The following is a 12367-nucleotide window of genomic DNA, read 5'->3' as shown; positions in this document are numbered from 1 at the left end:
ATCAGCGCCCCTGCCACTTGGGCTCGCGCTTCTCCAGGAACGCCGAGACCCCCTCGTTGGCGTCCTCGGAGTTGAGCGCGACACCCACGGCGAGGTGCTCCATCACCATCAGCGACTGGGTGTCGGCGTCCAGGCTGCGGTCGATCGTCATCTTGGTGAGCCACATGGTGAAGGGGCTCTTGTCGATGAGGTCGCCGATGAAGTCCTGGACCGTCTCGTCCAGCTTGTCGGCCGGGGAGGACTTGTTGATCAGGCCGAACTCGGCGGCCTCGACACCGGAAAGGAGCTTGCCCGTGAGCATCAGCTCCTTGGTCTTGCGGATGCCGATCATGCGCGGCACGCGGTAGATCGGGCCGGCCCCGCCGAACAGCGCACGGCGGATGTGGAAGTCGCCGATCTTGGCGTCGTCCGCGGCGATGGCGAAGTCGCAGGAGATCATGATCTCGAAGCCGCCCGCGGTGACATGGCCCTCCAGGACCGCGACCGAGGGGGTCTTCATCGAGTAGAGGCGGTCGCACACCTTCGCGGACTTGACCGCGACGTCGATGGCGTTCGACTTGCCGACAAAGTCCGCCTTCAGACTGTCCAGGTCGAAGCCCGAGCAGAACGTGCCACCGCGACCGCGGAACACCAGAACGCGCAGCTCGGGGTCCTCGTCGACCTCGGTGATGATCTCGTCGAGCCGGTCCAGGATCGGCACCGTGACGCAGTTCTTCTTCCACGGGCGGTTGAGCCAGACCCGGGCGACATGGCCGTCACGCTCGAACTGGATCTCGTCTTCCACTGCCATCTCCACTCCTTCGAACTGAACTGAATTCAATATGAGTCTGGTGAGTCGATGATCCACTGTCAAGCCCCTCATCGAGATTGGTTCAGCAGCTGGGTCCCGGCACCGCACCCGGTCGACCGCCGCCGTTCGCCGGGAGGTCGACGAGGACCTTGAGCCGTCGCCCGTCGCGGACGTCATGGAGCCCGGAGACGGTGTCGTGGAGCGGGATGTGGTCGAGCCAGCCACCCGTCGGGCAGTACCCGGCGGCCATGTGCGCGATGACCCTCTCGAAGACGCCGTCGGGATACGCCTCGGCGCCCAGCAGCGAGAGTTCGGCCAGGCGCAGGACGGAGGCGTCGACGGTGACCGGCCCCGAGTACAGGGCCACCATCACGACCGGCGCCTGGGCGGCGACCGAACGGATCGCGGCATCCAGCGCCTCGGGCCGGCCCGCGCACTCGACGGCGGCGCCCACACCCCGGCCCCGGGTGTGGCGCATGACCTCCTCGGCCACGTCGACCGCACCGGGGTCCAGTACACGGGCGCCATGACGCTCCGCCGCCGCACGACGCAGCGGCGAGGGCTCCACCATGAGCACGTCGTGGACGCCGTGCGCCTTGAGCGCGAACAGCGCACCCATGCCGACGGCGCCCGCACCCGTCACCAGGGCGCTGCCGCCGGCACGCACTCGGGCCCGCTCGACGGCGTTCAGGGCCACTGCCATGGGTTCGACCAGGGCTCCCTGTTCCAGCGAGACGCCCTCGGGCAGGAGATGCACGGAATCGCCCGGCACGACCACATACTGGGCGAGGCCGCCCCCGGGCGCGGTCACCCCGATCGCCGCCAACGCCGTACACAGATGGGACAACCCGGACGTGCACCGCGGGCACACCCCGCAAGTGCGGATCGGCCGCACACAGACCCGGGCGCCGGGCATGACCCGCTCCACCCCTTCCCCGCAGGCCACCACGGCGCCGGCGAACTCGTGCCCCAGGGTCTGCGGCAGGGTGGCGCCGGTCAGCGGGTTGGGCTCGCGCGTGCAGCGCGGCGCCTCGAAGTACTCGTGCACATCGGTGCCGCAGATTCCCGCGTACGCCACACGGATCTTCACCTCACCCGGCCCCGGCTCGGGTTCGGGCATGTCCTCGATCCGCAGGTCCTTCACTCCGTACAGCCTGGCGGCCAGCATCGTTCCTCCTCCGTGTCGGTCCTGCTCCAACACCCCGAGACTTACATCGAACTGAAGTTACTTCAATATAATCCTTGAGACCTGCACCTAGTTCGGTTCAGTATGGAGAGGTTCATACAGGCCCCGACCCGTGTCCGACCCGTGTCCGCCCCGCCGTTTCGGGCAGGGGCAGTCTGGAGTACACATGTCCGCCGGCGACGCGTCGGCGCGGTCGTACCGCGCTCAGCATCCTGTCCGCTTCGTGACCGCCTCGAGTCTCTTCGACGGCCATGACGCGTCGATCAACATCATGCGGCGCATCCTGCAGGCCCAGGGCGCGGAGGTGATCCACCTCGGGCACAACCGCTCCGTGAGCGAGGTCGTGGACGCCGCGCTGGAGGAGGACGTCCAGGGAGTGGCCGTCAGCTCCTACCAGGGCGGCCACGTCGAGTACTTCGAGTACCTGGTGGAGTTGCTGCGGGAGCGCGGCGCCGGACATGTACGGGTCTTCGGCGGGGGCGGCGGAGTGATCGTGCCGCAGGAGATCGAACGACTCGCGCGCGCCGGAGTGCGGATCTTCTCGCCGGTGGACGGGCAGCAGCTCGGCCTGGTCGGCATGATCCAGGAGATGATCGCGGCGTGCGACACCGCTCCGTGGGAGGAGGAACCCGCCGGGACAGACCAGGTGCTGGCCGGTGAACGCCCCGCGCTGGCACGGCTGTTGTCCGGAGCTGCGGCCGGAACGGTACCCGCCGCCGACCTGCGCGCCCTGGAGAAGGCAGCCGCCGCGCGCCAGGTGCCGGTGCTCGGCATCACCGGCACGGGCGGTTCGGGGAAGTCCTCACTCACCGACGAGCTCGTCCGCAGGCTCCGTACCGATCAGCGGGACACGCTGCGCGTGGCGGTGCTGGCCGTGGACCCGACCCGCCGGCGCGGCGGCGGTGCCCTGCTCGGCGACCGCATCCGTATGAACTCCCTGGACGGTGACAGGATCTTCTTCCGTTCACTGGCCACCCGTGGTAGCGGTGAACTCCCCGGGGGACTCAGCGAGTCGATCACCGCATGCAAGGCGGCCGGCTACGACCTGGTCATCGTCGAGACACCCGGCATCGGCCAGGGGGACGCGGCAATCGTGCCGTACGCGGACGTGTCCCTGTACGTCATGACCCCCGAGTTCGGTGCGGCGTCCCAGCTCGAGAAGATCGACATGCTGGACTTCGCGGACGTGGTCGCCATCAACAAGTTCGAGCGGCGCGGCGCCCAGGACGCCCTGCGCGATGTCGGGCGCCAGCTCGTCCGCAACCGGGAGGCGTTCGGCTCCGGCCCAGAAGAGATGCCGGTGTTCGGAACCAGCGCCGCGACCTTCCACGACGACGGCGTCACCGCGCTCTACCAGCATCTGCGCGACCTGCTCGGCGCGCACGGCCTGCCGGTCCGTCCCGGCGCCCTGCCCGAGGTGTCGGTACGCCACTCCAGCGGAGCGGCGCAGATCGTGCCCCCGTCCCGGGCCCGCTATCTGGCCGAGATCGCCGAGACGGTGCGTACGTACCATGCGCACACCCTCGACCAGGCCGAAGCCGCCCGGCGGGTGCAGCGGTTGACCGCGGTCCGCGACGAACTGGCGGATGCCCGAGCCGACACCGGCGCGGTGGACCGGCTGCTCGTGGAGGCACAGGGGCTGCTCGACGAGGAATCCCGGCGCGTGCTGGAGCAGTGGCCCCGGACCGTGCAGACCTACGCCGACGACGAATTGGTGGTCACCGTGGGCGGCCGGGAATCCCGGACCCGCCTGGTGCGCGAGTCGCTGTCGGGCAGCCGGGTTCCCCGGGTGGCGCTGCCGCGGTACGCCGACCACGGGGAGCTGTTGCGGTTCCTGCGGGAGGAGCACCTGCCGGGCTCGTTCCCGTTCACGGCCGGGGTGTTCCCCTTCAAGCGGGAGGGCGAGGAGCCGACGCGGATGTTCGCAGGGGAAGGCGATCCGTTCCGTACCAACCGCCGCTTCACACTGCTGTCCGAGGGCAGCGAGGCGACCCGGCTCTCCACGGCCTTCGACTCCGTCACTCTGTACGGCCGCGACCCGGACCCGCGCCCCGACATCTATGGCAAGGTCGGCACCTCGGGCGTCTCGGTGGCGACACTGGAGGACATGAAAGCGCTGTTCAACGGGTTCGACCTGGTCGCGCCGACCACCTCGGTCTCGATGACGATCAACGGCCCGGCGCCGACGATCCTCGCGTTCTTCCTCAACACCGCGGTCGACCAGCGGCTCGACGCGTACGCCGCCGAGCACGGCCACGCGCCAGGCCCCGAGCAGGCGGGGGAGATCCGGTCCCAGGTGCTGCGCAGCGTGCGCGGCACCGTGCAGGCCGACATCCTCAAGGAGGACCAGGGGCAGAACACCTGCCTGTTCTCCACCGAGTTCAGCCTGCGGATGATGGGTGACATCCAGGAGTGGTTCATCGAGCAGGACGTCCGCAACTTCTACTCGGTCTCCATCTCCGGCTACCACATCGCCGAGGCCGGGGCCAACCCGATCAGCCAGCTCGCGTTCACGCTCGCCAACGGATTCACGTATGTCGAGTCGTATCTCGCACGTGGCATGCACATCGACGACTTCGCGCCGAACCTGTCGTTCTTCTTCTCCAACGGCATGGACCCGGAGTACTCGGTGCTCGGCAGGGTGGCCCGCCGCATCTGGGCGGTGGCCATGCGCGACCGCTACGGGGCGAACGAGCGGAGCCAGAAGCTGAAATACCACGTGCAGACCTCGGGCCGCTCGCTGCACGCCCAGGAGATGGACTTCAACGACATCCGCACCACGCTGCAGGCCCTCATCGCCCTCTACGACAACTGCAACAGCCTGCACACCAACGCCTACGACGAGGCCGTGACGACTCCCACCGAGGAGTCCGTGCGCCGGGCGCTCGCCATCCAGCTGATCATCAACCGCGAGTGGGGCCTGGCGATGAACGAGAACCCGCTGCAGGGCTCGTACATCATCGATGAGCTCACCGACCTGCTGGAGGAGGCGGTGCTGACGGAGTTCGAGCGGATCAGCGAGCGCGGCGGTGTGCTCGGGGCCATGGAGACGGGATACCAGCGAGGCCGTATCCAGGACGAGTCGATGCTGTACGAGCAGCGCAAGCACGACGGAACGCTGCCGATCATCGGCATCAACACCTTCCGCAACGCACGCGCAGAGCACGAGCAGAACGCGCCGGTCGTCGAACTCGCCCGCGCCACCGAGCAGGAGAAGCAGTCCCAGCTGGAACGCGTCCTCGACTTCCAGGCCCGCCACGAGGACGTGGCCCGCGTCGCCCTCACCGACCTCAAGCGCGCCGCGACCAGCGGGGAGAACGTCTTCGCCGTGCTGATGGATGCCGCGCGGGTCTGCTCGCTGCAGCAGATCACCGAGGCGTTCTTCGAGGTGGGCGGCGCGTACCGGCGCAACGTCTGACCAGTCACCCCCTTCAGTCTCCTTACCCGAAAAGGACTTTCATGCCTGACATCTCGCGCTTCGGCGTCATCGGTTGCGGCCTCATGGGCTCCGGCATCGCCGAGGTCGCCGCACTGCGCGGTCTCGACGTCATCGTCGCCGAGTCGACCCCCGAGCTGGCCGCCGCAGGTCGCGACCGCGTCGCCGCGTCCCTGGACCGCGGCGTGCTGCGCGGCAAGCTCACCGGGGCCGACCGCGACCGGGCCCTGGCCCGGCTCTCCTTCACCCACGATCTGGGGAAGCTGGCCGACCGGCAGTTCGTCATCGAGGCCGTCGCCGAGAGACGGGAGGTGAAGCTCGAGGTCTTCCGTCAGCTGGACAAGGTCCTCACCGACCCGGACGTCGTCCTCGCCACCAACACCTCCTCGATCCCCGTCGTCGACCTCGCCGTTGCCACCGGCCGCGCCTCCCGGGTCGTGGGCCTGCACTTCTTCAACCCCGTACCGGTACAGAAGCTGATCGAGGTCATTCCCGCGCTCACCACCAGCGCCGACGCCCTGGACCGTGCCCGCTCGTTCGCCACCGAGCAGCTCGGCAAGGAGGTCATCCAGGCGCCCGACCGCTCGGGCTTCGTGGTCAACGCGCTGTTGGTGCCCTATCTGCTCGCGGCGGTCCGCATGGTCGAGTCCGGCGCGGCCCGCCCCGAGGACGTCGACCGGGGTATGGAGCTGGGCTGCGCCCATCCGATGGGCCCGCTGCGCCTCCTCGACCTGATCGGCCTGGACACGGCGCAGGCCGTCGCCGAGTCGATGTACGAGGAGTTCAAGGAGCCGCTGTACGCCGCTCCCCCGCTGCTCCAACGGATGGTCGCCGCAGGACATTTGGGACGCAAGAGCGGGCGCGGGTTCTACGCGTACGACGCCTGAGGAGGCAGACATGTGGCCTACTCGTCCGCCCGCGCCTGATGTGGCCGCGCAGTACCGGGCCAGTGGGGCCTGGCGGGACCGTCCGCTCGGCCGGTACCTGAAGCGGGCCGCCGCCGCTTGGCCGGACGCGCTCGCCGTGGTCGACGGTGAACGCCGCCTCACGTTCGCCGACATCGAGCGGGAAGCGACGGCACTGGCGGCGGCGCTGCACACGCGCGGCATCGGGCGGGACGACGTCGTCTCGTTCCAACTACCCAACTGCGCCGAGGCAGTTGTGCTGTTCCAGGCCGTGATGAAGGTGGGCGCCGTCGCCAACCCGATCGTCCCCATCTACCGCGGGCACGAGCTGCGCTTCATCCTCGGCCAGGCCCGGTCGAAGATCGCGTTCATCCCTGGTGACTACCGGGGCTTCGACTACCCGGAGCTGTACGAGAGTCTGCACGCGGAACTGCCTGAGGTGCGGGACGTGGTGGTGGTCGGCGGTGGCGGAAGCAAGGGGGCCACCTCCTGGGAGGAGTTCCTGGGCGCGGCCGGTCCCGATCCGGCCGCCACGGTGCGCGCCCTGCCCGAGCCCGATCCCGACCAGGTGTGCCTGCTGCTCTACACCTCGGGAACGACAGCCGCCCCCAAGGGCGCGCTGCACAGCCACAACACGCTCGTGTTCGAGAACTTCTCCGTGATCGAGCAGTTCGGGCTCAATGAACGCGACGTGATCTTCAATCCGTCGCCGGTCACTCACGTCACGGGGGTCAACTGCGCGCTGATCCTGCCGTTCGTGGTCGGCGCTCCTGTCGTCCTGCACGACCGGTGGGACCCGAAGCAGGCGCTGCAGCAGATCGCCGCGGACCGAGTCAGCTTCATGATCTTCTCGACGCCGTTCCTGACGGAACTCCTCGGCGCCGCCGAGGCCGCGGGCGTGACGACCCCGACGATCCGGTACATCGTCTGCGGCGGCGCGGACATCCCCGACGAACTCGCCCGCCGCGCCACGGAACGGCTCGGCGTGGTGACCCGGATGTACGGGGCGACAGAAGGCCCTTCGGTGACGGCGGCGAATCGCTGGGAGCCGGCCGGGGTCCGTATCCGTACGGACGGTGTGCCGCTGGCCCCCACCGAGGTGATGGTCGCGGACGACGCGGGCCGGCCTGCGGGGCCGGGCGTCGTCGGGGAGGTGCTGTGGCGCGGTCCCGACACCTGCCTCGGCTATCTGGACGGCCGGCTCAACGAGGCCGCGTTCACGGCGGACGGCTGGTTCCGCAGTGGTGACCTGGCCCGGTTCGACGGACACGGGGCGCTGCGGATCGAGGGGCGGATCAAGGACATCATCAACCGCTCCGGGGAGAAGATCAGCGCCCACGAGGTGGAGAACCTGCTCAGTGGGCTTCCCGCTGTCGCCGAAGTCGCCGTCGTGGCCGGACCCGACCCCCTGACAGGCGAGCGGGGGTGCGCGTTCGTGGTGACCCGGCCGGGGAACGACCTGACGCTTTCACAGGTCAGCGAGCACCTCACCACGCGCGAGGTGGCGACCCGGAAGTTCCCGGAGAGCCTCTTCTTGGTCGACGCCCTGCCGCGCACACCCAGCGGGAAGATCAAGAAGTTCGCGCTGCGGGACTGGCTGCGCGACCGGGACACCGCCGTTCCCGGGGTGACGGTTCGAGCCGTCCACGAGCGGTGAAACGCCCTCCCGGAACAGTGCCTCCGGCTGTCATCGGGCGCGCGGCAACCCAACAAGGAGGTCAGCCATGCCGTACGTTCTGATCCACGGCGCAGGCGCAGGCGCGGACTGCTGGGACGAGCTGATCCCCCACCTGCGCGCGCAAGCGCTGGCAGTCGACCTTCCGGGGCGCGGGACCCGGGCTGAAGTCGACCTGAGTACGGTCACGCTCGCGGACTGCGCCGACGCGGTCCGGGAGGACATCGAGGCGAAGGATCTGCGGGACGTGGTGCTGGTCGGCCACTCCTTCGCGGGAGTCACGGTCCCGCGCGTCCTGGATCTCGTACCCGACCGAATCCGCCATGTCGTCCTCGTGTCGGCCGTGGTCCCGATGGACGGTACGCGGGTGATCGACCAGATCGCCCCCGGCGTGCGGACCCGGGTGGAACAGTCGATCGCCGGCGGTGTCTACCGCCAGACCCGCGAAGGCGCCGCCGCCATGCTGTGCCACGACATGGACGAAGCGACGGCCGCCTCCACCCTGGACCGGCTGACCGACGACGCGGCCGCCCTGCTGAGCGAGCCCGTGGACCTGAGCGGCTACCGGCGCCGGATCCCACGGACGTACGTGCATCTCACGCGGGACCAGTGCTACGTGGAGGCGCTCCAGCAGCGGTCCATCGGGCTGCTGCGGCCCGAGGTCGTCGATCTCGACACCGGCCACATGCCCATGATCAGCGCGCCCGAGAAGCTGGCCGCCGTCCTCAACACCCTTTACGGATGAACGCCGGGCCGGTCTCAGGCAGCCCTCTGAGACCGGCCCTCAGGCCTCACCGCACGTCAGGCCCACCACACGTCAGGTGTCACTGCGCAGTTCGTCCGCGCAGCGCTCGGCCAGCATCATGGTCGTCGTGTTGGTCGGGACGGCCGGGATGTCCGGCATGATCGAGGCGTCGACGACGTAGAGGCCCTCGACGCCGTGCACCTTGCCGGTCTGGTCGACGACGGCCGTCGCGGTGCCCTCGCCTCCCATGGCACAGGTTCCGACTGCGTGGCAGCAGGTGTTCTTGCCCTCGCGGATGGCACGTACGACGTCGGCGTCGGTGGTGACATCGGGGCCCGGCCAGATCTCGGCCTTGATGTACTTCTGCAGCGGCGCCGACTCCATGATCGTCCGCATGTGGCGGATGCCGGCGACCATACGGCGCAGATCGTCAGGGTGGTCGAACAGGCCGAGGCGGATGCGCGGCGCGGCCTCCGGGTCGCGGGAGACGATCTCCATGCCGCCGAGGGAGTATGGGCGGTAGATGACGAGTGGGACGAGGAGTCGGCCGGGTTCCATGGTGAGGACCACGGCGTGCAGATCCACGTCGCCCGCGCCCTCGGGGCCACCCGCGGAGAAGGTGAGGACGGTCTGCAGGGGCGGGGTGAGTTCGCCGACCGCGTCGGCGTCGACCTCGTACGTCAGGTACACCATCGGGTGGTCGCGCAGGTTCTTGCCGACGCCTTCGAGGGCCTGGACGACGGGGATGTCCAACTCGTCGAGGACCTTCCGCGGGCCGATGCCGGAGCGCATGAGGATCGACGGGCTGCCGATGGAGCCGGCGCAGAGGACGACCAGGTCGGCTTCGAGGCGTGTGCCGTCGGCGAGGAGCACCGCGCGGGCCGTCGTTCCGTCCTCGGCGAACTCGACGCGGTCGACGGTCTGTCCGCCGATGACGGTGAGGTTGTCGCGGTCGCGGGCCGGGGCGAGGTAGGCGATGGCCGAGCTCTGGCGGACGCCGTCGGCGCGGTTGAGGGGCAGGGGGCCCGCGCCGAGGCGCTGGGAACCGTTCATGTCCTGGTGAATGGGGTGTCCGGCCTGCGCGCAGGCGTCCAGGAACGCGGACATGACCGGGCGCAGGCCCTCGCCTTCGGTGAAGCGCTGGATGTGGACGGGGCCGCCGGTGCCGTGCAGTTCGCCGCCGACCGGGTCGTCCTCCAGCTTCTTCAGGTAGGGCAGGACCTGGTCCCAGGACCAGCGGTCGTTGCCGAGGGCCGTCCAGCGGGCTAGGTCCTCGGGGGTGGGGCGCAGGGCGTTGGCGCCGTTGACGGACGAGGAGCCGCCGATGACCTTGCCTCGCAGGACGGGGACGACGCCCTGCTCCACGATGCCGAACGTCGGGCTGCCGTCGGCCGCCACGACCTCGTCGGTCGAGGAGTAGCCCCAGTCGTGCGTGGTGAAGCCGATCTGGTCGGCGTCGAGGACCTCCGGGGCGGTCTCCTCCGGGGGCCGGTAGTCGGGGCCTGCCTCGATCAGCGTGACGAAGTTCGACGGGTCCTCGCTCAGCCGGGCGGCCAGGACGCCTCCGGCGGAGCCTCCGCCACAGACCACGATGCGACGTGACATTGCAACCTCTCTTCTCCGAGACGTTCGAGACATCGGTCACGGGTTGTTGCAGGGGGTGGTGCCATAAAGGGCCGTTCACAGCGGCCGGGCCGCGACCGCCTCCGCCGCCGCGCGTCCCTCGGCGACGGCGTGGGCGATGCGGCGCGGTACGACGCAGTCGCCGACCGCGCGGACGGTCTGGCCGTCGGCGGGGGCGTGGTCCGGGCGGCGCGAGCGGCGTTCGCCGACGGTGACGAGGAGGTCGGCGGCAAGGCTGGTCTCCCGGCCGTCCAGGACGTTGCGCAGGCGCAGTTCACCGGCGGTGGTGGCCGTGACGGTCGTCATGGGAACGATCCGCAGGGGCGCACCGGTGAGCCGGTTCATCAGCTGGGTGCGGTTCTCCGGCGACAGTCCCGTCGCGAAGTCGGTTCCGGGGGTGATCACGGTGACTTCGCGCGCGCCGGCCGCCAGCGCGCTCTCGACGGCGCTGATGCCCTGCCACCAGCCGAATCCGTCGTCGAGGACGGCGACCCTGGACGCGGCCGGTACGACGTCGGCGTACCGGTGGAGGAAGTCCGTGCTGGTGACCGTCGGAAGCTCGCCCGGGACCGGGACGACCTCCTCCTCGGCGCCGGTCGCGAGCACGATCTCGGAGTACTGCGCCAGTTCGGCGGGGGTCGCTGCGGTGCCCAACTGGACGCGTACGCCGAGGTCGGCGAGCTGGTCGCGCTGGAAGTCGACGAGTTTCTGCCAGCCGGAGCGGTGCGGGGCGAGTGCCGCGAGGTGGGCCTGGCCGCCGACTCGCGGAGCCGTGTCGAAGACGGTCACCTCGGCCCCGGTCCGGGCGAGCTCCATCGCGCACTCCATGCCCGCGGGGCCCGCGCCCAGAACGGCGACGGGACCTGTACGTGATCCCGGCCGGGTGAGCAGCAGGGGAACGGCAGGGCGGGCGGCCGCGCCCGGGGGGCCGAGCTCGGGGTTGACGGAGCAGGAGCCGGTGGGTTCGAAGGTCCGGCAGCCCTCGTTGCAGCCGGTGCAGGGGCGGATGGCGCGTTCCTGACCGGCGACGATCTTGCGGGCGACGTCGGGGTCGGCGATGAACGGACGCGCCATGCCGACGAGATCGGCACCGGATTCCAACGCCTGCCCAATGTCGGCGGCCGACCGGAACCCCTGGCTGATCAGTAGCGGCACGTCGACCGCCGCGCGCAGCCGGGCCACGGACGCGAGGAGCGGCGGGCGAGTGGTGGCCATGCTGGGGACGTAGGTGTTGCGGACGCCGGCGGTGACATTGGCGTACGTGAAGGGTGAGACGTCGTACAGGCGCGGCAGCAGCTCGACGAGATCGTCGAGGCCGAGTCCGGAGTCGACGCCCCCGACGTCCGGCTCCACCGACACCCTTACGCCGATGGGGAGTTCACCGATCTCGGTGCGGATCGCGTCGATCACCTGGGAGAGGAGGGCGATGCGGTCGCCGTACTCGTCGTCCCGGGTGTTGTTGACGCGGGAGAGGAACTGCGCGAGCAGATAGCCGTGGCCCGCGTGCAGCTCGACGCCGTGGAAGCCGGCCTGCACGCTGTTCGCCGCCGATATACGGAAGGCGTCGACGACGCCTCGTACGTCCTCGGCGCTCAGCGGGTGGGGTGCGGTCGCCTCGCGGGGCGAGCGGACGGCCGCGGCGGAGACCGGTGCGTAGTAGGTGCCGGCTCCGAGGGTCTCCCGGCCGAGGTGGACGAGCTGCGCGATGGCCACGGCGCCCCCCTCGGTGATGGCCTCGGCGCGGCGGCGGACGGCGTCCTCGATCTCGGGGCGCCATGCTTCGGTCAGATAGCGCTGCGGCAGCGTCGACTCGGGGGCCACTGCGGTACCCCCGGTGATCACCATGGCGGCCCCGCCCCGGGCCAGGCGATGCCAGTAGGCCGCGTCGGACTCGGTGGGGGCGCCGTCGGCGACGGCTGCCATGGCATGGGCTGTGGCGACGAGGCGGTTGCGAAGGGTGAGACCGCCGAGGGTGAACGGCGCGGCGAGGTCGGGGTGGTGCGTCAT

8 protein-coding genes are annotated in these 12367 nt (G+C 70.0%); 4 read left to right on the top strand and 4 right to left on the bottom strand.

From position 1 onward, the window contains the following. Position 1 precedes the first annotated feature (1 nt). Positions 2-790 (bottom strand): enoyl-CoA hydratase/isomerase family protein, encoded by a 789-nt coding sequence (locus StrepF001_RS37970; protein WP_129802723.1) that lies wholly within the window; start codon positions 788-790, stop codon positions 2-4. An 82-nt stretch (positions 791-872) separates the two neighbouring features. Then, positions 873-1958: an alcohol dehydrogenase catalytic domain-containing protein gene (locus StrepF001_RS37965; RefSeq protein ID WP_129802722.1), complete on the bottom strand. Its 1086-nt coding sequence runs from the start codon at positions 1956-1958 to the stop codon at positions 873-875. Positions 1959-2142: 184 nt separating this feature from the next. Here StrepF001_RS37965 and icmF point away from each other — a divergent pair, with 184 nt between their 5' ends. From icmF to StrepF001_RS37945, 4 genes are all read left to right on the top strand, one after another. Then, positions 2143-5394, top strand: a complete 3252-nt coding sequence (icmF, locus tag StrepF001_RS37960) for a fused isobutyryl-CoA mutase/GTPase IcmF (protein ID WP_129802721.1) — start codon at positions 2143-2145, stop codon at positions 5392-5394. Between the two features lie 41 nt (positions 5395-5435). Next, entirely contained in the window at positions 5436-6299 is an 864-nt protein-coding gene (locus StrepF001_RS37955) for a 3-hydroxybutyryl-CoA dehydrogenase (protein WP_129802720.1), read from the top strand. A 10-nt stretch (positions 6300-6309) separates the two neighbouring features. Further along, complete coding sequence (locus StrepF001_RS37950; protein ID WP_129802719.1) at positions 6310-7974, top strand: AMP-binding protein; 1665 nt, start codon at positions 6310-6312, stop codon at positions 7972-7974. A gap of 67 nt (positions 7975-8041) precedes the next feature. Beyond that, positions 8042-8737 carry an alpha/beta fold hydrolase gene (locus StrepF001_RS37945; protein ID WP_129802718.1) on the top strand — a complete coding sequence of 232 codons (696 nt, stop codon included), beginning with the start codon at positions 8042-8044 and terminating at the stop codon, positions 8735-8737. A 72-nt stretch (positions 8738-8809) separates the two neighbouring features. On the opposite strand, the gene StrepF001_RS37940 is transcribed toward StrepF001_RS37945, so the two are convergent. Continuing rightward, on the bottom strand, positions 8810-10342 hold the full coding sequence (locus StrepF001_RS37940; protein ID WP_165396492.1) for a GMC family oxidoreductase N-terminal domain-containing protein: 1533 nt from the start codon (positions 10340-10342) through the stop codon (positions 8810-8812). A gap of 75 nt (positions 10343-10417) precedes the next feature. Further along, positions 10418-12367: an FAD-dependent oxidoreductase gene (locus tag StrepF001_RS37935; protein ID WP_129802716.1), complete on the bottom strand. Its 1950-nt coding sequence runs from the start codon at positions 12365-12367 to the stop codon at positions 10418-10420.

The organism is Streptomyces sp. F001 (genome assembly GCF_004187715.1).
Classification (GTDB): domain Bacteria; phylum Actinomycetota; class Actinomycetes; order Streptomycetales; family Streptomycetaceae; genus Streptomyces; species Streptomyces flavusporus.
The sequence above is the reverse complement of the archived record's forward strand: the minus strand, read 5'-3'. Positions and strand labels throughout refer to the sequence as shown.

Coding starts and splice junctions, on each gene's coding strand:
- StrepF001_RS37970 (WP_129802723.1), bottom strand. CDS start 790: ATGGCAGTGGAAGACGAGATCCAGTTCGAGCGTGACGGCCATGTCGCC.
- StrepF001_RS37965 (WP_129802722.1), bottom strand. CDS start 1,958: ATGCTGGCCGCCAGGCTGTACGGAGTGAAGGACCTGCGGATCGAGGAC.
- icmF (WP_129802721.1), top strand. CDS start 2,143: ATGTCCGCCGGCGACGCGTCGGCGCGGTCGTACCGCGCTCAGCATCCT.
- StrepF001_RS37955 (WP_129802720.1), top strand. CDS start 5,436: ATGCCTGACATCTCGCGCTTCGGCGTCATCGGTTGCGGCCTCATGGGC.
- StrepF001_RS37950 (WP_129802719.1), top strand. CDS start 6,310: ATGTGGCCTACTCGTCCGCCCGCGCCTGATGTGGCCGCGCAGTACCGG.
- StrepF001_RS37945 (WP_129802718.1), top strand. CDS start 8,042: ATGCCGTACGTTCTGATCCACGGCGCAGGCGCAGGCGCGGACTGCTGG.
- StrepF001_RS37940 (WP_165396492.1), bottom strand. CDS start 10,342: ATGTCACGTCGCATCGTGGTCTGTGGCGGAGGCTCCGCCGGAGGCGTC.
- StrepF001_RS37935 (WP_129802716.1), bottom strand. CDS start 12,367: ATGACGCACCACCCCGACCTCGCCGCGCCGTTCACCCTCGGCGGTCTC.